Source organism: Synechococcus sp. N32, from assembly GCF_900473895.1.
In the GTDB taxonomy this organism is placed as follows: Bacteria; Cyanobacteriota; Cyanobacteriia; order PCC-6307; family Cyanobiaceae; genus Parasynechococcus.
The window spans coordinates 55,978-75,089 of the sequence record NZ_UCND01000014.1 but is presented as its reverse complement, the minus strand read 5'-3'; the positions used below and the strand labels follow the sequence as shown (position 1 = coordinate 75,089).

Annotated in this window: 19 protein-coding genes; 5 read left to right on the top strand and 14 right to left on the bottom strand. The window is 61.0% G+C overall.

What is annotated here, in order from left to right:
- Positions 1–125: 125 nt before the first annotated feature.
- Positions 126–347, top strand: coding sequence for a hypothetical protein (locus DXY35_RS07640; RefSeq protein WP_041435027.1), 222 nt, complete (start codon positions 126–128; stop codon positions 345–347).
- A gap of 32 nt (positions 348–379) precedes the next feature.
- Here DXY35_RS07640 and DXY35_RS07635 read toward each other — a convergent pair whose 3' ends face one another.
- The 3 genes from DXY35_RS07635 to DXY35_RS07625 all read right to left on the bottom strand — a co-directional run bounded on the left by DXY35_RS07635 (position 380) and on the right by DXY35_RS07625 (position 5,337).
- Positions 380–3,634 carry an efflux RND transporter permease subunit gene (locus tag DXY35_RS07635; protein ID WP_115081806.1) on the bottom strand — a complete coding sequence of 1,085 codons (3,255 nt, stop codon included), beginning with the start codon at positions 3,632–3,634 and terminating at the stop codon, positions 380–382.
- 4 nt (positions 3,635–3,638) lie between these two features.
- The gene (locus tag DXY35_RS07630) at positions 3,639–4,763 is read right to left on the bottom strand and encodes an efflux RND transporter periplasmic adaptor subunit (RefSeq protein ID WP_115081927.1); all 1,125 of its coding nucleotides are present in this window, start codon (positions 4,761–4,763) and stop codon (positions 3,639–3,641) included.
- A 361-nt stretch (positions 4,764–5,124) separates the two neighbouring features.
- A complete protein-coding gene (locus tag DXY35_RS07625) occupies positions 5,125–5,337 on the bottom strand; it encodes a hypothetical protein (protein ID WP_011364797.1) in 213 nt (70 codons plus the stop codon).
- A gap of 60 nt (positions 5,338–5,397) precedes the next feature.
- Here DXY35_RS07625 and DXY35_RS07620 point away from each other — a divergent pair, with 60 nt between their 5' ends.
- A complete protein-coding gene (locus DXY35_RS07620) occupies positions 5,398–5,811 on the top strand; it encodes a hypothetical protein (RefSeq protein WP_137006729.1) in 414 nt (137 codons plus the stop codon).
- Positions 5,812–5,931: 120 nt separating this feature from the next.
- Here the strand turns inward: DXY35_RS07620 and ppk2 are convergent, their stop codons facing one another.
- From ppk2 to DXY35_RS07605, 3 genes are all read right to left on the bottom strand, one after another.
- The gene (gene ppk2, locus DXY35_RS07615) at positions 5,932–6,846 is read right to left on the bottom strand and encodes a polyphosphate kinase 2 (RefSeq protein ID WP_115081804.1); all 915 of its coding nucleotides are present in this window, start codon (positions 6,844–6,846) and stop codon (positions 5,932–5,934) included.
- A 68-nt stretch (positions 6,847–6,914) separates the two neighbouring features.
- Positions 6,915–8,246, bottom strand: a complete 1,332-nt coding sequence (locus DXY35_RS07610) for an ATP-binding protein (RefSeq protein ID WP_115081803.1) — start codon at positions 8,244–8,246, stop codon at positions 6,915–6,917.
- A gap of 1 nt (position 8,247) precedes the next feature.
- Positions 8,248–8,973: a response regulator gene (locus DXY35_RS07605; RefSeq protein ID WP_170950555.1), complete on the bottom strand. Its 726-nt coding sequence runs from the start codon at positions 8,971–8,973 to the stop codon at positions 8,248–8,250.
- A gap of 136 nt (positions 8,974–9,109) precedes the next feature.
- Here DXY35_RS07605 and DXY35_RS07600 point away from each other — a divergent pair, with 136 nt between their 5' ends.
- The gene (locus DXY35_RS07600) at positions 9,110–9,574 is read left to right on the top strand and encodes an EF-hand domain-containing protein (RefSeq protein ID WP_115081802.1); all 465 of its coding nucleotides are present in this window, start codon (positions 9,110–9,112) and stop codon (positions 9,572–9,574) included.
- On the opposite strand, the gene DXY35_RS07595 is transcribed toward DXY35_RS07600, so the two are convergent.
- The 3 genes from DXY35_RS07595 to DXY35_RS07585 are packed head-to-tail and all read right to left on the bottom strand — an operon-like array spanning position 9,559 to position 11,157.
- Entirely contained in the window at positions 9,559–9,927 is a 369-nt protein-coding gene (locus DXY35_RS07595; RefSeq protein ID WP_115081801.1) for a hypothetical protein, read from the bottom strand. The two genes, DXY35_RS07600 and DXY35_RS07595, sit on opposite strands and share 16 nt — an antisense overlap.
- 59 nt (positions 9,928–9,986) lie before the next feature.
- A complete protein-coding gene (locus DXY35_RS07590) occupies positions 9,987–10,601 on the bottom strand; it encodes a DUF4335 domain-containing protein (protein WP_115081800.1) in 615 nt (204 codons plus the stop codon).
- Positions 10,602–10,608: 7 nt separating this feature from the next.
- Positions 10,609–11,157, bottom strand: a complete 549-nt coding sequence (locus tag DXY35_RS07585) for a DUF3038 domain-containing protein (protein ID WP_115081799.1) — start codon at positions 11,155–11,157, stop codon at positions 10,609–10,611.
- Between the two features lie 7 nt (positions 11,158–11,164).
- On the opposite strand from DXY35_RS07585, the gene DXY35_RS07580 reads away from it, so the two are divergent.
- Positions 11,165–11,719: an adenine phosphoribosyltransferase gene (locus DXY35_RS07580; RefSeq protein WP_115081925.1), complete on the top strand. Its 555-nt coding sequence runs from the start codon at positions 11,165–11,167 to the stop codon at positions 11,717–11,719.
- On the opposite strand, the gene DXY35_RS07575 is transcribed toward DXY35_RS07580, so the two are convergent.
- The 5 genes from DXY35_RS07575 to dapB all read right to left on the bottom strand — a co-directional run bounded on the left by DXY35_RS07575 (position 11,710) and on the right by dapB (position 14,949).
- Entirely contained in the window at positions 11,710–11,922 is a 213-nt protein-coding gene (locus DXY35_RS07575; RefSeq protein ID WP_115010222.1) for a DUF2949 domain-containing protein, read from the bottom strand. The two genes, DXY35_RS07580 and DXY35_RS07575, sit on opposite strands and share 10 nt — an antisense overlap.
- A gap of 20 nt (positions 11,923–11,942) precedes the next feature.
- Complete coding sequence (locus tag DXY35_RS07570; protein WP_115081798.1) at positions 11,943–13,088, bottom strand: FAD-dependent monooxygenase; 1,146 nt, start codon at positions 13,086–13,088, stop codon at positions 11,943–11,945.
- Between the two features lie 41 nt (positions 13,089–13,129).
- Positions 13,130–13,381 carry a high light inducible protein gene (locus DXY35_RS07565; RefSeq protein ID WP_114987899.1) on the bottom strand — a complete coding sequence of 84 codons (252 nt, stop codon included), beginning with the start codon at positions 13,379–13,381 and terminating at the stop codon, positions 13,130–13,132.
- Between the two features lie 67 nt (positions 13,382–13,448).
- The gene (locus tag DXY35_RS07560; protein WP_115081797.1) at positions 13,449–14,105 is read right to left on the bottom strand and encodes a hypothetical protein; all 657 of its coding nucleotides are present in this window, start codon (positions 14,103–14,105) and stop codon (positions 13,449–13,451) included.
- 10 nt (positions 14,106–14,115) lie between these two features.
- Positions 14,116–14,949 carry a 4-hydroxy-tetrahydrodipicolinate reductase gene (gene dapB, locus DXY35_RS07555; protein WP_115081796.1) on the bottom strand — a complete coding sequence of 278 codons (834 nt, stop codon included), beginning with the start codon at positions 14,947–14,949 and terminating at the stop codon, positions 14,116–14,118.
- A gap of 117 nt (positions 14,950–15,066) precedes the next feature.
- On the opposite strand from dapB, the gene DXY35_RS07550 reads away from it, so the two are divergent.
- Positions 15,067–19,077: a magnesium chelatase subunit H gene (locus DXY35_RS07550; RefSeq protein ID WP_115081795.1), complete on the top strand. Its 4,011-nt coding sequence runs from the start codon at positions 15,067–15,069 to the stop codon at positions 19,075–19,077.
- Positions 19,078–19,112 lie beyond the last annotated feature (35 nt).

Genomic DNA, 19,112 nt, shown 5'->3' with positions numbered 1-19,112 from the left:
GGGGCATGGGTGAAGCAGGACTGGGCCAAACCCTGAATTTCTGCTGAATATCGCCGCGTTGGTAGGGATTCAGACACCCGCAAGCAGGGATTTTCTGCTGAATGGACGTATTCGCTTCTGATCCCATGCGTGACGAGCCTGGCAGCCCCGATTGTCGTTTGGTGATCGATGCCAAGCGTTCCCTGGAGGATGTGCTGCGTTTGATCGCTGATCTGCCCCATACCGACCACATGCGCCGGCAGCTTTTGTCGGTCTACAACCAGCTGGAGGGCATGCACGACCTGAAACGCAGTGGTGGCGCCAATGTGTCTTTTCGTTCCGCCGATTGGAGCTCTTCGGCGAAGTGATGCTTCATCTGCGGCATTGATGACCAACGAGATCAGCTGATCGGTTTGAACAGATGTTGTTCGAGGTTTTTCACCAACACATACACAGGGGGCACGACGCCCAGCGACAACACTGTCGCCACCACCAAGCCTCCGAAGATCACGGTGCCAAGCGACTGCTGGCTGTGAGCGCCGGCGCCATTGGCCACCACCAGCGGCAGGAAGCCCGCCAGGGCAGCGATCGCCGTCATCAGGATCGGCCGCAGTCGTGATTCGGCGGACTGCACCGCCGCTTCTGTGATGCTCAGACCTTGCTCGAGTTTCTGCTCGGCCACCTCCACGATCAGGATGCCGTTCTTGGCGGCGAGGCCGATCAGGGTCACAAGGCCAACTTGGGCATAGATGTTCAGATCGATGGAGCGCATCGCCAGGAAGGCCAGGGCGCCGAGCATGGCCAGAGGCACAGTGGCCAAAATGATTACGGGCGTGATGTAGCTCTCGTACTGAGCTGACAGCACCAGGTACACAATCAGCACGCCCAGCCCGAACACCAGCACGCTGGCGTTGCCGGCGGACAGCTGCAACGCGGCTAACCCGGTGAAGGCGGAGCCGATGTTGGTGAAGTCGGCGGCATTGAACAGCGCTTGAATTTTGGCCAGGGCCTGACCACTGCTCTTGCCGAGGGCTTCCACCCCTTGGATCAGCACCGTTCGGTTGAGGTTGTAATGGCTGATCACCGGTGGAGCGCTGCTCAGCTCGGCATCGGCGAACTGAGATACCTGCACCAGCCCTCCCTCGCGATCTCGCACGTAGTAACTGAGTACGTCGTTGATGCTCTGGCGTTGATCCGGTGTGCCTTGCACGTAGATGTTGCGCACCTGACCGCTTTCGTAGGTGAGACCGGAGTAGTTGCCGCCGGTGAGGGCAGCGATGGTGTCCATCGCCTCCTGATAGTCGACGTTCAGCGCCCCCATCACCTCTCGATTGATCGACAGCCCGACCGCGGGTGAGCTTGGGTTGAACTGGGTGTAGAGCGTGGAGAAATCCCCACTGGCATTGCCTTCCTTGATCAGTTGATCAGCCAGATCCGAGAGTTCATTGAGGTTGTATTGACCATTGCTGAGGTCGTTGAACTGGAAGTAGAAGCCGCCCTGAGAGGAGAAGCCGGGCACCGCTGGCGGGCCTGATGCTGCCGCCAGTCCTGAACTCAGCTGGATCAGCTTGGCGTTCAGCCGCTTGATGATTGCGTCGGAACTGTGGCTAGCCCCTTTGCGCTCCTCAAGGGGCTTGAGCCCGAAGAAGAAGATGCCCTGGTCGGGGCTGGAGCCGTTGAAGCCGGAGCCGTTGATGATCGAGGCGTTGGCCACGTCATCTTCTTCACTCAGCACCTTGGCGATCTGCATGCCGAGCTGTTTTGTTTCCACCAGGGAAGCGCCGTTTTGCAGCTGAAAAATGCCCAGGCCGTAGCCCTGGTCTTCATCGGGGATGAAGGCGGTGGGCAGGGCGGTGAAGGCGAAGCCGGTGAGCATGATGCCAACGGCCAATCCGCTTAGGATCAGTTGGCGCAGGGCGATCAACCGGGTGAGCAGGGCGGCGTAGGCCCGTTGCAGGCGGTCAAAGCTGGTGTTGAACGCCGTGAAGATCTTGGGCAGGTTGGCCCCTGCCAGTGCTCCGATGCCGACGCCAGCCAGGTAGGTCCAGCTGCCAAAGGCCGCAGCGCTGAACCGTCCAAAGGCCAGCCCCACAATCACGCCCACAACGATCCAGGCGCGGCCCCGTGGTTCGGCCGGTTTTTCTCTGGGCAGGATCAAGCCCGAGAGCATCGGCGAGAAGCTCAGGGCGTTGAAGGCCGAGATGGCGATGGAGAAGGCGATCGTGAGCGCAAACTGCTTGTAGATGATGCCGATGCCTCCGGGGTAGAAGGCCACGGGAACAAACACCGCCATCAGCACTAGGGCTGTGGCCAGAAGGGCACCAAACAGTTCGCCCATGCAGGCCAGGGCCGCCTCACGGGGTTTCATCCCCTGCTCGATGTTGGTGGACACCGCCTCGATCACCACGATGGCGTCGTCCACCACCAGGCCTGTGGCCAGCACCAACCCCAGCAGGGTGAGTTGATTAATCGAGAAGCCGAATACCTTGAGAAAGGCGAAGGTGCCGATCAGGGAGATCGGGATGGCCAGGCTGGGCACCACGGTGGCGCGCCAGTTCTGCAGGAACAGAAACAGGATCACCAGCACCAGCACGATCGCCAGGCCCAGTGCGTCAATCACCCCATCCACCGACGCCTCGATGAACTGGCCGATGTCATAGATCTGGTTCACCGTCACTCCGGGAGGCACGAGGGAGCGGAAGTCATTGAGTTGTTCCACCACCGCATTGGACACATCCAGGGCGTTGCTGGAGGGGGTCTGGTACACCGCAAGAGTCAGTGCCTCATAGCCGTTCTTGTCGATGCCCTGCACGGCGAAGCTGTTGGTGCCGTAGCGCACCTCTCCCACGTCCTCGAGCTTCAGCAGGTTGCCCGAGGGGGAACGGTTGACGATCAGGTTGTTGAAGGCCTCCAGGGAGGTGAGGTTGCCGTTGTTCTCCACCACGATCGGGTAGGTGTAGGCCTGATCGCCTGATGCCGGCGGCCCTCCGACCAGGCCCCCCACCGCCACGCTGTTCTGGGATTGCACCGCGTTGAGAACGTCTTGTGTGGTGAGCTTGTTTGCGGCGAGTTTGTCGGGGTCGACAAACAGCCAGAAGGCGGGATTAGCCCCACCGAAAACGCTCACCGTGGCCACGCCTTCAACACGCGACAGGGGGTAGTAGAGCTGCTCGTAGACCAGGCCATTGAGGTAGGCGGCGTCGTACTGGCCTTCCGAGGAGCTGATTTCGTAGGCGAGCAGGATTGAGGGGTTGCTCTGTTTCACCGAGACCCCAGTAGCTGCAACCTGATCGGGCAGCTGCGGCATCGCCAGGGAGACGCGGTTCTGCACGTTGACCTGGTCGATGTCGATGTCGGTGGTTTGATCGAAATAGACGTTGATCGAGCTGGAGCCCGTCATGTCGCTGGTCGACGCGATGTAGGACACTCCGGGCACCCCGTTGATCTGCTGCTCGATCGGGTTTGTGACCGCCTGCTCAGTCACCTCGGCATTGGCGCCGCCGTACACCGCGCTCACCTGGATCAGCGGATCGGCGATGTTGGGCAGGTTGGCGATCGGCAGGGTGGGGATCGCGATGAGTCCCACCAGCACGATCAAGATGCTGCAGACCGTGGTGAGAACCGGCTTCTTGATGAAGTTGTCGGAGAAAGACATCGCTTCAGTTGGCTTCGGTTTTCACCTGCACGGGCATACCGCTGCGCAGGCGGCTGGTGTTGCTGATGGCCACCTGATCCCCTGCCTTCAGCCCAGCCTTCACGGGGTAAGCGTTGTTTTGTAGGTCGCCGAGCTGCACCTTCGTCTGCACCACGATCGGGGTGTCTCCCGGCAGGCGCTCGAGCTTTTTGATCGCTTGCTCTGAGGCATTGGGGGAGGCCTTGATCTTCGGCAGGGCCTTGTTCAGGGGAACAACCCGATAAACAAAAGGTTGTTGCGCCTGCATCATCACGGCCTGCACCGGCACCGCCAGGCTGGATTGGCTGCCGGTGATGATTTTGGAGGCAACGAACTGGCCGGTTTTGAGCTTGCCGGTGAGGTTGGGAAACTCCGCTTTCACCATCAGCGTGTTGGGGGCGTTGGTGCTGCCGCTGACCGCGTAATACGGCGACACGAAGCTCACCTTGCCCTCACCGCTCACCGGTGGTGCGGTCTGAGACACCAGCTTCACCGTTTGGCCTACCTTCACCGCCGAGGCCTCGGATGCGGGAATCTCCATCAGCGTCCACAGGATGGAGTTGTCGACAATTCCGGTGATCGTCTGCCCGGTTTTGACGTAGTCGCCGAGCTTCACCGAATCCAGATCACCGATCACCCCATCGATCGGCGCCCGTACAAATTTGTAGCCCAGCTCGGCGGCATCGGAGCGGGCGTCGTCTTTGGCCTGCTCGGCTTCTGTTGCGTAGCGATCCCGCTCTTTCGCGGAGACGGCACCCTGCTCGTAGAGGTACTCGTAGCGTTCAGCATTGAGGATGTCTTTACGGGCTTCGCTCCGGGCAGCGTCGAGGGCAGCACTCTGTTGAATGTTGTCCAGCACCAGGATCACTTGACCCGCTTTCACCTCTTGTCCAGCGGTGGCCAGGATTTGAACGACGGTGCCGTCGATCTGGGGCTTCACGGCCACATTGCTGGTGGATTCCAGTGGACTGATTGCTTCAATCTCAGGGGAAAACGTTGTGGTCTCGATTCGGCTGGTCTGGATCGAGAGAAACGTCTTGGTTGGTTTGGTGCCGCATCCGCTGAGGCCCAGCACCACCATGAGCAGTGCTGCCTTCATGATGGATCGCATGACCATGGCGGGCAGTGGACGGCTGGGATTTTTTGAAGTTAGAGATGTTGGTTGTGGATGTCGGTGTTCTGATGCGAATCGCGAACGTGTGGGCGCTCTGATGCTGCAACTCTGTTGATCGCCATAGGGCCTGGTGGTCAGCCCTCTTGCTACGGAGCAACCCGTGAATCTCCAGCACGTGGATTGCCAAGGTGATGGATGTTTCGGCGATAAGGTCAGGTGTCGCCTTTCGCTGTCCTGAGAGATGTTTGAAAACGACCGACGTCCGGCTTGGCTGAACTGGGTCTTCCTGGGGATGTTCCTCTGGTCGTCGTGGCAGCTGTTTGGTTTTTGGTCCCAGCGGTTGAGTGGTTGAAGGGCCTTAGACCAATACGCCGGTCAGACGCAGCGTTCCCCACAGGTCGAAGACGCAGAAAATCAGTCCGATCACGATGATGTCCCAGGCTTTGTGGCGGATGGCCCAGGGGGCAAGGAACAACTCAGCAATCCCATGCAGTGCCGTTCCAATGGTGATGTGCTCCAGCACCAGCAGACCATGGGCCACCAGGAACAGTGCGCTGGCGATACACCGCATTAGGACCTGCCAGGAACCGAGCAAAGCCTGCAGAACTGGAATGGTCAAATACCTTAAAGCGTGCCGCTGTCTGGACTCAAGCCCGCTGCAGATGACACTCCCCGTATTTCTCGGAATGTGAGGTGCAAGATCGATCGCTACGTTGAAGTTCTCGCCCCTTTGTTGTCTCTGATGCGCCTTCAACAATCGATTGCTGGTCAACTCAAAAAGCGCAAAGAGTTGCTTTACAACCTCGGAGCGATTTCGTCCTATGCCTCAATGCTGACCTTCTTCTGGCATGGCGTCAGCATGCTGGTTGCCAAGGAACATCCCAAGCACACCTTGGTTGTGTATGCCGCTCTCACATTTTTTACGATCGTGGTGATGGCTCCCTACAAGTGGGACAAAAAGTGGATGCGGATCAAAACCTCGATTGGGATGTTGGTGTTTGGCGTGTCACTGTTGATCTATTTGTTCTGCTGGTTTGCGTATTGATTTGGAGTGTATTGATTGTAATGGCTTTGGCCTAATCGAAACCCATCGGTCTGCCTGAAGGCGGCTAATCGATGGGTTGATTGGGTTCATAAGTCAACCGTTTGTGGTGGAGTTGCTTGGTCAGTTCTTGTAGGGATAGTTGTTGGGTACAAAGAATTGCTCGTTGAAGGGAGGCCGTTTGTAGCTTCCTTGCTTCGGGCGCTTCGGCATCTTGATGGGTGGCGGTGTCATGTCTTCATAGGGCACCTTGCTGAGAATGTGGCGCAGGCAATTCAAGCGGGCGCGGCGCTTGTCATTCGCCTCCACGGTGAACCACGGGGCTTCCGGGATATGCGTCTTGGCAAACATGGTGTCCTTCGCTTTCGAGTACTCCACCCAGCGGTTGCGGGACTCGATGTCCATCGGACTCATCTTCCAGCGACGCTCTTCGTTATCAATACGTTCCTGGAAACGTTTCTCCTGTTCGTCATCATTAATGGAGAACCAGTATTTGAGCAGCAGGATTCCGTCCTGCACCAGCATTTGCTCAAACTGTGGGCACGACACATAAAACTGCTCCACTTGTTCGCGTGTCGCGAAGCCCATCACCTTTTCCACGCCGGCCCGGTTGTACCAGCTCCGGTCAAAGACAACGATTTCTCCGGCACTGGGAAAATGCTCCACATAGCGCTGGAAATACCACTGGCTTTTCTGATGCTCTGAAGGGATGCCCAGGGCCACCACCCGGCACCCCCTGGGGTTCAAGGGCTCCGTCATCCGTTTGATCGATCCTCCCTTGCCTGCGGCGTCCCGCCCTTCGAACAGGATGATTATGCGAAAGCCGGTGGCTTTCACCCAGTACTGCATCTTCACCAGTTCCGTCTGGAGTTTGGCCAGCTCTTTTTCGTAGACCTTTTTGTTCAGCCGTTTGTGCTTGTTGGAGCAACCCTCCTGCAGCTCCACCATGATTTCCTGCGGTCGGTCGACGTCGCCATCGCTGTAGTGATCGATGGCCTCGAGGACGGCTGTCATGTCGTGGTCGAAGGGCTGGCTCATGCTTTCGTTGGATCGCCAGTTCGGTTCTGCCAGCGCTGCAATCTGCGGGGTCGATCTGGTCCGGTTTTTTACGGAATGTCTGGTGTTTTCGTCTCCTGCATCGGGAGGGTGATGATCACGGCAAAGCGGCCCGGGTCGCCGTTGCCCTGTTGGAAACTGAGCCGTCCAGCATGGGTGCGAACCACATGGTTCACGATTGCCAACCCCAAGCCGCAATGGCCTTGACGCCCCCGTGCTGAATCCAGGCGCTGAAAGGGTTGCAGGGCCCGTTCCCAGGCGTTGCTGGGCATTCCCTGCCCCTGGTCCCACACTTCAATGGCAACCTCCGCTCCCTGCCTGCGCAGCCGTAGCCGTACGACAACCGGTGCGGTGCCATGGCTGAAGGCGTTGTCGATCAGGTTGCTCACGGCGCGGCCCAGGGCCACCGGTCGAATCGGTAGATGGATCGGACTGAGCTTGAGCTGAAGCTGGTCCTTGGGTTGGCCTGCCACGGTCTCGGCCAGCCACTGATCCAATGGACAGGCGACACACGCTTCCCGTTCACCGCCTCCGGCGTACAGCAGAAATTGGCCTGTAATCCGCTCCAGAGCCTCCAGATCGCTTTGGCAGCGCGTTCGTTCCTCGGTGTTGAGCTCCGGCATCGATAAACGAAACTGCAGCCGTGTGAGGGGTGCTCGCAGATCGTGGGCGATGCCGGCCAGCATCGTGGCGCGCTCTTTTTCTCCTTCCGCCAGGCGGCGCACCATCGCGTTGAAGCGTCGGGAGATCCGCCGTACTTCAGCGGATCCTTGCTCGGGGACAGGCTCACGGTTGATGTCTTCACCGACCCGAGAGACGGCGTCCTCAAGCTTGCGAAGAGGACGGGCAACATCGAGGAGCAGATAGAGCACCCCGGTCATCACCGTCGCGCCCACCAGGGCCAGCAGCAGCAAGGTGGGTGGTGGCGGCCAGGTGCGTGCCATGGGCAGGGGGCTGCGAAGCCAGACCGGCTCCAGAGGAGAGAACAGTTCAATCCAAACCTCCGGCGTGCCCGCCCTGCTCGGGGCAGGCCGGAGCTCACGGCAGTGCGAGAGGCGAGAGCAGAGCACCTGACGCAGCTCCTGGCGCCGCTGGGCTGAAGCCTGGGTCTCGCGATCTGGCGCCGCTGGTTGTGAGCTCACCAAGAGGTCCAGGCCCGTGAGCTCGCTGATCAGTGAAGGGGGATAACGCTCGAGGGTTAATTCGCTGAGGCGGATATTCAACGCCAGGTCCCGTCCCAACTGCAGCGTCTGAATCCGTTCCAGCTGTCGGCCGAACAGCACCTGCAGCAGCAGCAGGGCCAGCATCCAACAGACCAGCAGGGTCGTCCCCCAGGCACCGAAGCGAGCCAGTCTTTGTGTCAGTCCCCGTTGGCGAGGCATGTCAGCGGGATCTCGGCGTGCCGTCTGGCACAAACACGTAGCCATACCCCCAAACCGTCTGCACGTAGCGGGGGCGGGTTGGATCCGGTTCCACCAGCTTGCGCACCCGCGACACCTGAACGTCCATGCTGCGGCTGTCGGTGTCGCTGCCGGGACCCCGGGCGAGTTCGATCAGACGTTCCCGCGAGAGGGGTCGATGGGGATGGCGCACAAAGGCGGCCAGCAGGCTGAACTCACCGCTGGTGATCACTACCGGCTCGTTGTTCTGCAGCAAGGTGCGGGCGGCGAGATCCAGTTGGTTGTCGCCAAAGCGGATGCATTCCCCACCTTCCACCGGCGTTCCCGCCGGCATGGCGTTGCGCCGCCGGAGTACGGCTTCAATGCGGGCCGTGAGTTCTCGGGGCAAGAACGGTTTGGCCAGGTAGTCATCGGCTCCCTGTTCGAGGCCGATGATCCGATCCACCCCATCGGCCCGCGCAGTGAGCATCACCACGGGAAGATCATCCCCGGCATCCCGCAGCCTGCGCAGAGCCGTCAGCCCATCATCGCCGGGCAGCATCAGGTCAAGAACCACAAGATCTGGCCGTTGGCATTCCAGCCGTGCCTCGAATTGCTTCACATCGCAGAGGCTGCGCACGTCATAGCCCTGGTCGATCAGGTAGGTGCCGACCATCTTTCTCAGTTCCGGGTCGTCGTCCACCACCCAGATCATTGTGTCCTTGGCCATGGCCATCAGCGGATGGGCTGATGGTATGCAGCGCTTCGGCGTCCGTCCTTCTCCGGTAGGACCCGGTCACAGCTCAGCCGCTTCCTGTCATGCATCAGTCATCGTCAGAGCGGCTCAGGCTCCATAGGCTTATGGCATGACTTCGCTGAACGTCATCCGTGTGCTCGGCCCTGTGGCGTTGGCGCTGAGTTCGATGGCGTTGCAGGCCGCTCCGGGCGACAAGACCATGCGTGTTTACAGCACCAGGATGGAGACCCTGTTCATCCGCCTGGACGTCAACGGAGACGGTCGATTGGATGCCTCGGAAGTGCAGGGTCGACGCGCCCTGAGCCGTGTGCTCAAGCGGCAGAACAATCGCTCCTATCTCCTGTTGAAGGACCTGCGTCTTCAGGATTCATCGCCCAGTGGCCCACGCCTGAAGCGCCATTTCCGCCAGGCCGACCGTGACCGGAACCATCGCTTGAATCGTCAGGAAGCCAAGAGCATTCCCTGGATCAGTCGCAACTTCAACGATTTGGATGGCGATCGGGATGGAAGCGTGACCCTGGAGGAGTTGTGGAACCATCAGCGCTCGCTGGCGCCGCCTCAGCGCCTGCCTTGAGTTGGGGGAGAGACCACCAGGCGGATGATGCGAATCAACCTCCAGAGCGCACCAAGCAAGAGGATGCCCGCCAGAAGCGCGATGGCAGCGATCAGCACGATGGCGGCGAGCCCGAGCATGGCTTCCAGCAGTTGCTGAACGCCGCCAATCAGGTCATCAATGGCCTGGCTCAGCAGCAGCATGATGTCCACCTGCTGGGGCAGCTGATTCAGCAGGACAGCGATCCCTGCGGCAGCAGCCAGCATCAGCACGACAACCGTCAACTGACGCAGGACGGGGCCATAGGGGAAGCGGCGACGGGGGCGAAAGACCCGTCGTTGATCACGTTTGCTGCTCCGGCTCGCCTTCCTCATGGCATCGGTGTGATCAGGGTGCCGTCACTGCGGCGATTCTGAAGCGTGTTTCCTGCACGTCAACGGTCGGACTGCGTTTCAGGCTTGTCCACCGGTGCCGGTGTTGGCGATGTCTCCTTGGTCTCATGGGGAAGAGGCACAAGCCAGGCGGTGGCGATGCTGCATGCCAGAGCAACACCAGCCAGAAGGGGAGGTCCGAGGCGTTTCTGCAGAGGAATGCGATCGACGATCTCCTGACGCTTCAACGGGCGGTCCTCGGGGAACGTCCAGGCCAGCTTGACCCGGTTGTCGAGCCGCAAGCGATCGAGGCAACGCACCAGATCGGCCAGTTCGGCGTCATCGAGCTTCAGTTGCAGAGGCTCAACGCCCTCTCGGCTGCTGCGCAGTTCCAGCCGATGGTTGGCCTGATCCGGCGCGATGCTCACAAAACCGTTTTCCAGGCCAAACCGGCGCTGCACGCCGGACATGCGATGCCTGGCGTAGGGCATCACCGCTGCCATCAGAGCCTCTAGATGATCTCGGGTGCCTTCCAGTTCCGGTGCTCCGATCAACTGCAGCCGCCAGGACGACAGGATGCCGATCACTTCATTCGAATGTCCGGCGGAGAGGTCAGGCAAGCCCTCCACCACCAGCCGTGCTGCGGTCTGTTCGTATTGGTATGTCGTTTTCAACATGGTCGGCCTAGAGCGTGTGGTCGAGCAGGGTTGCGCGAAGACGATCGATTCCTCCTGGGCCTGCGCAGAACGCCAGGGTGCTGATCAGCTGACGGTGCACAGGGCCCGCCGGCTCCATCGTGAGCAGGCGAACAACGGCTTCCCGGCGCTGATTCATCCGCTCCTCAATCAGGTCCCGCAGGCGCTCGTGGAACAACTGCCAACGCTGTTGGGTGAGCTGTTCCGGTTCGCGGCTCGAAAGGAGTTGATGGAGCATGGGGTAGAGCCGATCAGCCATGGCACACACCAGGCAGATCAGCGATTCGGCGTCCACCGGGTCGAGCTGGTCCCGCCGGGTGGTGCGCCGAAGCGGGTTGTGACAGCGCCGCTTCCAAAGTTCAACCCGGTTGGGGAATTGCGCCTGGAGTCCCATCTGCTGGCTGGTCCAGACCATCGCCTCGCCACCATTGAGGTCGAGAGCCTCAATGGTCAGTAGCAACAGGTCGAGACGCTCGACGCCCCGCCGGCTGAGACGCGCGCCGTCGGTGGGTGCGATGGGGGCTGGAGCTTCAGTCATGGCTGCGATGATGCCAGGGGCACCGCCATTGCGTCACCTGGATTTGGATCTTCAGTCGCACATTCGCTCAATTCCAGATTTTCCCAAGCCTGGAATTCTGTTTCGAGACATCAACCCCCTGCTGCGGTCGCCCGAAGCCATGGCCGAGGTGATCCGCCAGCTGGGTGCGTTCTGCGACCAGGTGAAGCCTGATCTGATCGTGGGGATCGAATCCCGGGGATTCATTTTTGGGGCACCTTTGGCCAGCGACCGACGACTTGGCTTCGTGCCTGTCCGGAAGCCCGGAAAGCTGCCCGGTGAGGTGGTGTGTCTGGATTACGCCTTGGAGTACGGCACCGATCGGCTGGAGATCCAAGCCGATGCATTTGAGAATTCACCCCGGGTGCTGGTGGTGGACGATCTGTTGGCCACCGGTGGAACGGCTGCAGCGACGGGACAACTGGTGGAGCAGGCCGGCGGTTGTTTGGTGGGCTTTGCCTTCGTGATCGAGCTGGAAGGGCTCGGAGGCCGTCAGGCCTTGCCCGCAGGCCAACCCGTGGACGCGTTGTTGCGCTACGGCTGACTGTTCTGCCAGTCGAAGACGTCTTCCAGTTGCTGCAAACTCAACAACCCGAAGCTCCACAGCACGATCGGGAGGGGGGCTTGTTCCAGTTCCGCCTGGCGTTGTCCCAGCTCCAGGGCGCTGGGACTCAACCCCAAACGCCGCTGAAGAAATTGCAGCAAGGCGTCTGTCGCTGGGGGTTGCCGCTGGCTGGACATCACCATGGTCGCGACCCGCGCTTGGTTCAGTTTGGCAAGGCCCGCCAGAGCTGCATAGGGCCGTCACTCATGGCCCGCAGGCTGAGTTGGCGCAGCCCAGAGAACTGCTTAAGCAGCAGCAGGGCCAAACGCCGCAGGGGAAGCAACAGCGGTTGGCGGTTGGAGAACACCCGCACCAGAAGATCCGTCGCCACTCCCACCTGGAGCACATCGAGCCAGCGGCTCGTCCCGTAGCGCCGAGCGATTGTTGCGGCGCTGCCACCCCGCTCCACGGCGCGGAGCAAACCTTCCACATCACGCCAGCAGAGATTGAGCCCCTGGCCTCCCACGGGATGGCAGCGGTGGCCCGCTTCGCCGATCAGCACGCCCCGTCCGCGATGAAAGCGGCGAGCCAGGAGCCATTGTTGTGGGAAGGCTCGGGGTTGATCCAGAAGGAAATCCGGTTCAATTCCCTCCGGCAGAACAGCGGCCAGCTGATCGAGAAAGGCACTGCGCTGCAGCGTGCTGCGCTGCTCGCAACGCTGCCAGGGTGCACTCCACACCACCTGGAACCTGCCCTGCCCCAAGGGCAGAACGGCGAGAGGGCCTTCCGGGCGAAACAACTCGCAGGCCATGTCGTGGGGGAGTCCCCGCAGGGACACTTTGGCGGTGAGGCACCCCTGGCGATAGCGCATGCCCCAGTGACGGATGCCCCAGGCCTCTCGTGTGGGGGAGCTCGGTCCGTCAGCCGCCACGATCAGGGCGTCAGCACTTGGATCAGGGCATGGTTCGGCCAGGTGCATGGCCACGTTGCAATTGGCCTTCAGCCGAGCCAGCAACAACTTCATCAAGGGCCGGTGATCGAGGATCCAGCCGATGCCGTCATGGTGTCGATTGGCTGATGCCAGGTCGTCCTCGCTGAAGAGAACGCGGGCGTTGGTGGCCCCATCCCGCAAATCCAGCTCACGGAACGGCACCAAGGCATCGCGCAGGTCGTGCCATAGGCCCAGGTTGGTCAACAACCGGCGGCTGGAATGGGTGATGGCGTACGCCCGACTTCTGGATTGCAGTTCCGATGCCGTCAGCGGGTCAAACAGAGCCACGCGCTGACCACGGAGGCCGAGGGCAAGAGCTGTGAGGGCGCCGGTGGGACCAGCTCCCAAAACATGAATCTCTGGAGGGGATGGAACCATTCAAGGAGTCTGGCCAGCCATCCCGATCCAGCGCGAGACGATCAGCCCAGGCCGAGCAGCCCGTGAACGAAGGATTCGCCGCCCAGGGCCAGTTCAGTCGCCAGCAGAGCGATGAAACCGAGCATGGCCATGCGGCCGTTCAGTTTTTCGGCGCGATCGTGAAAACCCCAACCCTGGGTTGCTTCAACCACTTCCATTCGGGGTTCCGTGGCGAAGGCGTTGAGGCGGCCGCCGTCTTCCGTGGTGACCTGTGCACCGCGCACGACAGGAGTGGTGGGAGAGGACTGGGACATGGATGCCGCCGTTTAATTGCTAAGAAGTGTAAACCAGGTTTAAGAAATATTCAGCAGCGCCTGTTGTTCAGCGCCGGCTGTTCAGGCGTAGTTGGCAGAGCTCCTCAAAGGCGGGACGGAGCAGGAAGGGGTACTCGCCAACCCACATCCGCATGCCCGGCAGCCAGGCATCGCTGAGGGCTCCGATCTTTGAGAAATCCTTGCGCTCGCTCAGCACCAGGCAGCGGATCATGCTGCCGCGGCGGATCGACTGGTGCTTTTTTTCCATCGGAAAGGCCACCCGGCCGAGGTAACCCTCCTCGTCTTCGAGCTCGAGCAGCATCCAGGTGCGTCGGTTCTCCACGAGTTCCAGCCGCCCGCGGCTGTCGGCTTGCTCGTGGCGGTTTTCCACCCGCTCACGCGTGATCACGTCCGCCACCTCGCCCTCAAACAGGGCAGCCGCGTGGTAGCGCCGCAGGGTGGCGTTGCGCTGGCCGGCTTGCACGATCGGGCCCCACAGCACATAGAGAAAAAACACAACGCTGATCACCAGCCAGACGGGGCCCCAGCGGCTGCCGAGCTGCGCCTGGTTGTAGATCAGGAACGTGATCACCCCACCGATGGCGGCGATCATCAGGCGCTGCAGCACCTCCTGGGGGTTGCCGAGGGCAAAGCGGAACTGGTTGCCGGTGGCAACGGCGGGGATCAGCCGTTGCAGTTCGCCGGGGCGGAGGGGAATGAGCATGGTGTCGCCTTCAGATCAGGCGCTCAAGGCCGTACACAAGGCTGCCGAGGCTGCCCACCTTGCGCACCGTGAGTAGCACCCCTGGCATGTAGGCGGAACGATCAATGGTGTCGTGACGCAGGGTGTAGGTCTCCCCTGGGGCACCGAACATCACTTCTTGATGAGCCACCAGGCCCGGCAGCCGCACGGAGTGCAGCCGCAGGCCGCTGTCCCGCTGTCCGCCGCGGCAGCCCGCCAATGATTCGTGCTCAGCCACTTCCTCGGGATTGAAGCTCTTGCCCAGCTCCTCCATCAGCTCAGCGGTTTTGATGCAGGTGCCGCTGGGGGCGTCCGCCTTGCGGTTGTGGTGAAGTTCCGTCAGTTCCGCGTGGTCGTAGAACCGTGCCGCTGCGGCTGCGGCTTGCTGCAACAGCACCATGCCCACGGAGAAATTGGGGATCACGGCCCCACCCACGGACGCTTTGGCCGAGAACTCGGTGAGGTCGTTGAGTTGTTCCGGCGAGAGCCCTGTGGTTCCAATCACGGGGTGAACGCCGTAGGCGATCGCCGCGCGGGTGTGCTCATAAACAACGGAGGGGTGGGTGAAATCCACCAACACGGCGCCGCTGCCGCTGTCCCGCACCGATTGGCTCACGGCGCAGAGACAGCCTTCGAAATCAGCTGTTATGGCCACTTCCAGCTCGCCCAGGCCCAGCTCCAGACCCACGTCTGCCCCCTCTTTGCCGGGGGTGTTGTCGATGGCGCCAACCAGGCTGCAGTCTTCGGCTCCCATCACAGCCTTGATCACCTCGGCGCCCATGCGCCCCAGGGCACCGGCAACAACGACGGGAATCGGAGCGGTCATGAAAGCGCAGCAGACGCTCCAAAGCCTATGGGTCGGCTCGTGTAACGGCCGGTCAGAAATCCTCGCGCCCTCAGGGCCAGTCGCCGTAAGGTTCTTCACATTGCTCAAAGCGCGCTGATGTTCACACAGGTCCGCTCCGCCGATCGCCGCGTTGCTCCTGTGGAGGGCCAGAACCACAAGTCCGTCATGAAGGCGGTTTATGTGGTGCTGGAGCCCCAGTACCAAAACGCCCTCACCCAGGCAGCGACGGCTCTCAATGCCTCCGGTGGCGATCTCGGAATCGAGCTGAGCGGCTATCTGATCGAAGAACTCCGCGACGACGACAACTACGCCGGCTTCTGCGCCGACGTGGCTGAGGCTGATGTCTTTGTGGCCTCCTTGATCTTCATTGAGGATCTGGCTCAGAAGGTTGTGGACGCTGTCGCTCCCCACCGCGACCGACTCAAGGCGGCGGTGGTCTTCCCTTCCATGCCGGAGGTGATGCGTCTCAACAAGCTGGGCAGCTTCTCCATGGCCCAGCTCGGTCAGAGCAAGAGCGCCATCGCAGGCTTCATGAAGAAGCGGAAGGAAGCCGGAGGTGCTGGCTTCCAGGACGCGATGCTCAAGCTGCTGAACACGCTGCCCACCGTTCTCAAGTACCTGCCGGTTGAGAAGGCGCAGGATGCCCGCAGCTTCATGCTCAGCTTCCAGTACTGGCTGGGCGGTACCCCCGACAACCTGCGCAACTTCCTGTTGATGCTGGCGGACAAATACGTCTTCCCAGCTGCAGAAGGCGAGGAACGCCCGGCAATGGAGGTGGCGGAGCCCGAAGTGTTCCCCGACCTCGGCATCTGGCACCCCCTGGCTCCCTCGATGTTCGAGGACCTCAAGGAATATCTCAACTGGACTTCCAGCCGCACCGACCTTTCTGAGGAAGCCCGCAAAGGGCCGGTGATCGGTTTGGTGCTGCAGCGCAGCCACATCGTCACCGGTGACGATGCCCATTACGTGGCCACCATCCAGGAGCTGGAGTTCCGTGGCGCTCGCGTGATTCCGATCTTCTGCGGCGGTCTCGACTTCTCCAAGCCGGTCAATGCTTTCTTCTACGACCCGCTCAATCCCGAGCAGCCCCTGGTGGATGGCATTGTCTCCCTCACTGGTTTTGCGCTGGTCGGAGGCCCGGCCCGTCAGGACCACCCCAAGGCGATTGAGTCGCTGAAGAAGCTCAACCGTCCTTACATGGTGGCGCTTCCCCTCGTCTTCCAGACCACCCAGGAGTGGGAACAGAGCGACCTTGGCCTGCACCCGGTGCAGGTGGCCCTGCAGATCGCCATTCCTGAACTGGATGGCGCTATTGAGCCCATCGTTCTTTCGGGTCGCGACGATGCCACCGGCAAGGCGCACACACTTCAAGACCGTGTTGATGCCATTGCTGAGCGGGCCATCCGATGGTCTTCGCTGCGGATCAAGCCCCGCAACGAGAAGAAGCTGGCGATCACCGTGTTCAGCTTCCCTCCCGACAAAGGCAATGTCGGTACGGCGGCTTACCTCGACGTCTTCGGCTCCATCCATCGGGTGATGCAGGAGATGAAGGCGAAGGGCTACGAAGTGCAGGACCTGCCTTCCACTCCTCGAGAGCTGTTGGAGGCCGTCATTAACGACGCCGATGCCATGCAGGGCTCTCCGGAGCTGTCGATCGCCCACCGTATGAGCGTTGAGGAGTATGAGCGTCTGACGCCTTACTCCGAACGGCTCGAAGAGAACTGGGGCAAGCCCCCCGGCAACCTCAACAGCGATGGCCAGAACCTGCTGGTTTTCGGTCGCCACTTCGGCAACGTTTTCGTTGGCGTTCAGCCCACCTTCGGCTACGAGGGTGATCCGATGCGTCTGCTGTATTCCCGCAGCGCCAGCCCTCACCACGGCTTCGCCGCCTACTACACCTATCTCCAGAAGATCTGGAAGGCTGATGCGGTGCTCCACTTCGGCACCCACGGCTCCCTCGAGTTCATGCCCGGCAAGCAGATGGGTATGAGCGAAACCTGCTACCCCGATTCACTTATCGGAGCGCTGCCCAACCTCTACTACTACGCTGCCAATAACCCCTCTGAGGCCACCATCGCCAAGCGGCGGGGTTATGCCTCCACCATCAGCTACCTCACCCCTCCGGCTGAAAATGCCGGTCTTTATAAGGGCCTGAAGGAACTGGGTGAGCTGGTGGGCTCCTACCAGCAGCTGCGTGAGGGTGGCCGCGGGATTCAGATCGTCAACACGATCATTGAGACGGCACGCCAGTGCAACCTCGATAAGGATGTCGTCCTTCCTGAGGACGATGCCTCAACCCTCGACCTGGAGGGTCGTGATGCCCTGGTGGGCGCCGTTTACCGCCAGTTGATGGAGATCGAAAGCCGTCTCCTTCCCTGTGGCCTTCACACCATTGGCAAGCCTCCCACCGCAGAGGAAGCCGTTGCCACTCTGGTGAACATCGCTGCTCTTGAGCGTGAGGAGGATGGGCTGCGCTCACTCCCTGGCCTGCTGGCTGAGGCGATGGGCCGCTCGATCGAAGACATCTACAAAGGCAACGACGAGGGCGTCCTCGCCGATGTGGAACTCAACCGCACGATCACGGAGACATCCCGCGCTGCCATTGGCGCCATGGTTCGCACCCTCACCGGCCGTGATGGTCGGGTCAGCCTGCGCAACAGCTTCGGTTGGTTCTACGACCTGCTGGCCAAGTTCGGCTTCAAGCTTCCCTCGCCTTGGCTGCGGGCCTGCTGCAGTGCTGGCTTCGTGCAGATCGATGCCACCGAGCTCGATAAGCTCTTTGCTTATCTGCGCTTCTGCCTTGAGCAGGTGTGTGCCGACATGGAGATGGAGAGTCTGCTGAAGGCTCTCGATGGTGAATACATCCTTCCGGGCCCCGGTGGTGATCCGATCCGGAATCCTGGTGTGCTGCCCAGCGGCAAGAACATCCACGCCCTCGACCCGCAGGCGATCCCCACCCGTGCCGCGGTGGCTGCAGCCAAGAGTGTTGTCGACAAGTTGATCGAGCGTCAGCGCGAGGAGCAGGGCACCTGGCCCGAAACCATCGCCTGCGTGCTCTGGGGAACCGACAACATCAAGACCTACGGCGAATCCCTGGCTCAGATCCTCTGGTTCGTTGGCGTCAAGCCGATGCCGGATTCCGTGGGTCGGGTGAACAAGCTTGAGCTGATTCCCCTGGAGGAACTCGGCCGCCCTCGCGTTGATGTGGTGGTGAACTGCTCCGGAGTGTTCCGCGATCTGTTCATCAACCAGATGGCGCTGATCGATCAGGCCGTGAAGATGGCTGCCGAGGCCGACGAGCCTCTGGAGCAGAACTTCGTTCGTAAGCACTCTCTTGAGCAGGCGGAGAAAGAAGGCACGAGCCTGCGGGATGCGGCCTGCCGGGTGTTCTCCAATGCCAGCGGCAGCTACAGCTCCAACGTGAACCTCGCAGTCGAGAACAGCACCTGGGAGGAGGAAGGTGAGCTGCAGGAGATGTACCTCTCCCGCAAGACCTTCGCCTTCAATGCCGACAACCCCGGTGAGATGAACCAGAAGCGGGAGGTGTTTGAGAACGTGATGAAGACGGCGGATGTCACCTTCCAGAACCTCGATTCGGCTGAGATCTCTCTCACCGATGTCAGCCACTACTTCGACTCCGACCCCACCAAGCTCATTGCTGGCCTGCGTGATGACGGCAAAGCTCCCACCAGCTACATCGCTGACACCACCACGGCCAACGCGCAGGTGCGTTCGCTGAGTGAAACGATCCGCCTGGATTCACGCACCAAGCTGCTGAATCCCAAGTGGTACGAAGGCATGCTCGATTCCGGCTACGAGGGTGTGCGAGAGGTGGCCAAGCGCCTCAACTTCACATTGGGTTGGAGTGCTACCAGCGGTGCCGTTGACAACTTCGTCTACGAAGAGGCCAACGAAACCTTCATCAATGATCCCGAGATGCGCAAGCGTCTGCTGGAACTCAACCCGAACAGCTTCCGTCAGATCGTGGGCACCCTGCTAGAGGTGCATGGCCGCGGATACTGGGAGACCTCGGATGAAAACATCGAGCAGCTTCAGGAGCTGTACCAGGAGGTTGAGGATCGGATTGAAGGTGTCGTCACCGACTGACGCCTCAGCTTCAATCGAAATCAAGGCCAGGGTTT

Coding starts and splice junctions, on each gene's coding strand:
- DXY35_RS07640 (WP_041435027.1), top strand. CDS start 126: ATGCGTGACGAGCCTGGCAGCCCCGATTGTCGTTTGGTGATCGATGCC.
- DXY35_RS07635 (WP_115081806.1), bottom strand. CDS start 3,634: ATGTCTTTCTCCGACAACTTCATCAAGAAGCCGGTTCTCACCACGGTC.
- DXY35_RS07630 (WP_115081927.1), bottom strand. CDS start 4,763: ATGCGATCCATCATGAAGGCAGCACTGCTCATGGTGGTGCTGGGCCTC.
- DXY35_RS07625 (WP_011364797.1), bottom strand. CDS start 5,337: ATGCGGTGTATCGCCAGCGCACTGTTCCTGGTGGCCCATGGTCTGCTG.
- ppk2 (WP_115081804.1), bottom strand. CDS start 6,846: ATGAGCCAGCCCTTCGACCACGACATGACAGCCGTCCTCGAGGCCATC.
- DXY35_RS07610 (WP_115081803.1), bottom strand. CDS start 8,246: ATGCCTCGCCAACGGGGACTGACACAAAGACTGGCTCGCTTCGGTGCC.
- DXY35_RS07605 (WP_170950555.1), bottom strand. CDS start 8,973: ATGGCCAAGGACACAATGATCTGGGTGGTGGACGACGACCCGGAACTG.
- DXY35_RS07600 (WP_115081802.1), top strand. CDS start 9,110: ATGACTTCGCTGAACGTCATCCGTGTGCTCGGCCCTGTGGCGTTGGCG.
- DXY35_RS07595 (WP_115081801.1), bottom strand. CDS start 9,927: ATGAGGAAGGCGAGCCGGAGCAGCAAACGTGATCAACGACGGGTCTTT.
- DXY35_RS07590 (WP_115081800.1), bottom strand. CDS start 10,601: ATGTTGAAAACGACATACCAATACGAACAGACCGCAGCACGGCTGGTG.
- DXY35_RS07585 (WP_115081799.1), bottom strand. CDS start 11,157: ATGACTGAAGCTCCAGCCCCCATCGCACCCACCGACGGCGCGCGTCTC.
- DXY35_RS07580 (WP_115081925.1), top strand. CDS start 11,165: ATGATGCCAGGGGCACCGCCATTGCGTCACCTGGATTTGGATCTTCAG.
- DXY35_RS07575 (WP_115010222.1), bottom strand. CDS start 11,922: ATGGTGATGTCCAGCCAGCGGCAACCCCCAGCGACAGACGCCTTGCTG.
- DXY35_RS07570 (WP_115081798.1), bottom strand. CDS start 13,088: ATGGTTCCATCCCCTCCAGAGATTCATGTTTTGGGAGCTGGTCCCACC.
- DXY35_RS07565 (WP_114987899.1), bottom strand. CDS start 13,381: ATGTCCCAGTCCTCTCCCACCACTCCTGTCGTGCGCGGTGCACAGGTC.
- DXY35_RS07560 (WP_115081797.1), bottom strand. CDS start 14,105: ATGCTCATTCCCCTCCGCCCCGGCGAACTGCAACGGCTGATCCCCGCC.
- dapB (WP_115081796.1), bottom strand. CDS start 14,949: ATGACCGCTCCGATTCCCGTCGTTGTTGCCGGTGCCCTGGGGCGCATG.
- DXY35_RS07550 (WP_115081795.1), top strand. CDS start 15,067: ATGTTCACACAGGTCCGCTCCGCCGATCGCCGCGTTGCTCCTGTGGAG.